Here is a 2,109-nt window from a genome sequence, read left to right on the forward strand (position 1 = left end):
GTTGTGGTCGTGGCAGAGGTGGTAGGATAGGCATCAACTCAGTCCTTTGGGTGTGGCTTGTTTTGTTTAGCGACTAACCAGATCGCACAAACTGGACTGAGTTCCCTTCCTCCGGTGATCTACTATTCGGAACAGCTATTTAGCACCTTCATTCGAAAAGTATCACAATTCAATATGGGCAACCGCACGCATGCTCAGTTTTTGTTCACCCCATTGATATCAGTCAGTATGTCTTTTTCCAGCTAGTTGCTATTCATCGCCGCCCCGTCACCATACTATGTTATCGCCTCTCACCGTCAGAACGCTCACGGTCAATAGTTGTCAACGGTGCATTGAGTTGATGTTCTTTCATCCCATGCTTGTATGCATTGTATTGCCAGATCACAAACTGCTGTTTGTATCTCCGGTTCTCCTCTTTAAGCTCCTCGATTTCACTTTCAAGATTCACAATCCTTGCAGCTGCGATGTTCAAACTAGCTGGACGCGGATTTTTGGGGCCACGGCCTTTAAGCGCCTCTTTCTTTGTTTGATAGGCAGTCACTATTGCCTCATGCGCATTAAGGGACTGTCTTGACGGCAACTTTCCGACCAATGGCTCTGCCGCCTCACAGATTGCCGACCAGGAGAGTTTTGGTTCCTGCCATCCTCGAATTAGATTCACGATGGCATGAATGTCTCTATTGTCTAGATGCTTAGCCAAGGCCTCCCCCTAACAAGGTTTTCAAATCATCTAACATCACAGCTTCTTCGCTTTCTTTGCCTTTTTTCTCAATGGCCTCAATAGACTTTTTTTCAGCAACACGGCGAAGCTGGCTGAAATCATTGCCACGGAGCTTAATCTGGGCACCATTTTCAATGTCTGGATTCTCTAAAATAGCTACTAGCTCCCGAAGCCGGGTGACGGTTTTCTTGTGGTACTGATACCAGCGATCAGCACCCATCTCGCCGCTTTCAACTGCCGCATCAGCGAGAAAAAACAGTCGCTCCGACTTCTCCAGACGTTTCTTAATTCGATCCAACTTTTCTGTATCATCGCCTTTGATACAAACTTGCTCAGTACAATTGACGCAATCTCGGAACTTCTCGCAGGGACTCATGGTGTAATCATGCACACAGTAGCCATACTCCGTCACATGGACTGCGGCATGCTCTAATGTATTGAACTCCTGCATAGTCACGGGCAGATGCTTTGCCACCTCGCCAACAGGCCCAAATAGCGCTTTTGTGGGGTCTAGGCGTTCGGCCATGCCAACCAGTTCGTATTCGGTCATGTGGTTGTAGGTTCGATTTTGTTTCACATCAGCCCGCCCTGACCACTTGGCAATTTCCAGGTTTGACAGTCCACCACGCTGGGCAATGGTGTTGAGCAGGTGTCGAGCCTGATGCGAGGTCAATTTGACCCGTTCTCCGTTTTCAGTACGGTAACCATGGCGATCAAAGATACTGGCATGTTTTCCATCCAGAGCCTCACGAGGAGCCAGATCATGGTTGAAGAAGTTATTGGTTGGCTTATGTAATTCAACCGGAAGGCATCCCCGATATCCGTGGAACTGATTTGCATTCAGTGCAAACAAGGCGTCGCTGTACCTAATCCCCCTCTCTTTATCAAACCACGGGAAGCCTTCTGGCAAACGCGCCATAGTGTGTTGCCACAGGCTATTTAGCGTATGCACACCATTTTTTGGGGCTAACCCTCGACTATAAAGAGAGGTATGGCATTGCTTTCTGGATTCACAGACAAGGCCGAGTGCCATACAGGCCTGCTCCATAGTCAACAGCTCATCATCAGCGACATCAGGGCAGTTAGCATGGCGGTAAAATTTATCCGGGTGTTTCTCTATCCCCTTGGCCAGTTGTCGGGCATTTTCAGATAGCATTTTAGCTCTGGCGACGGCGGTTTTAGCGACGCCGACCATCACGGTTGGAATCCATTTGATGTCGCCTTCATAGCCTTTCCCCGCAAAAAAACGCCAGCCGTAGCGTTCTATCCCTTCACGATCCGTTTCAAATACCTCGCAATCCGCAGGCAGTGCTAAGGAAGGTGCGAATAAGCGGGGAAATTCTTCTCGGCTGACTCAGTCATTTCATTTCTTCATGTTTGAGCCGATT

Annotated in this window: 2 protein-coding genes; both read right to left on the bottom strand. The window is 48.6% G+C overall.

Features of this window, described 5'->3' with window-relative positions; translation table 11 throughout:
- Positions 1–280 precede the first annotated feature (280 nt).
- Positions 281–541 carry a hypothetical protein gene (locus PG881_RS23775; protein ID WP_081250417.1) on the bottom strand — a complete coding sequence of 87 codons (261 nt, stop codon included), beginning with the start codon at positions 539–541 and terminating at the stop codon, positions 281–283.
- Positions 542–692: 151 nt separating this feature from the next.
- A complete protein-coding gene (locus PG881_RS23780) occupies positions 693–1,919 on the bottom strand; it encodes a hypothetical protein (RefSeq protein WP_270803287.1) in 1,227 nt (408 codons plus the stop codon).
- Positions 1,920–2,109: the final 190 nt, after the last annotated feature.

Source organism: Aeromonas sp. QDB54 (genome assembly GCF_027707385.1).
GTDB lineage: Bacteria > Pseudomonadota > Gammaproteobacteria > Enterobacterales > Aeromonadaceae > Aeromonas > Aeromonas hydrophila.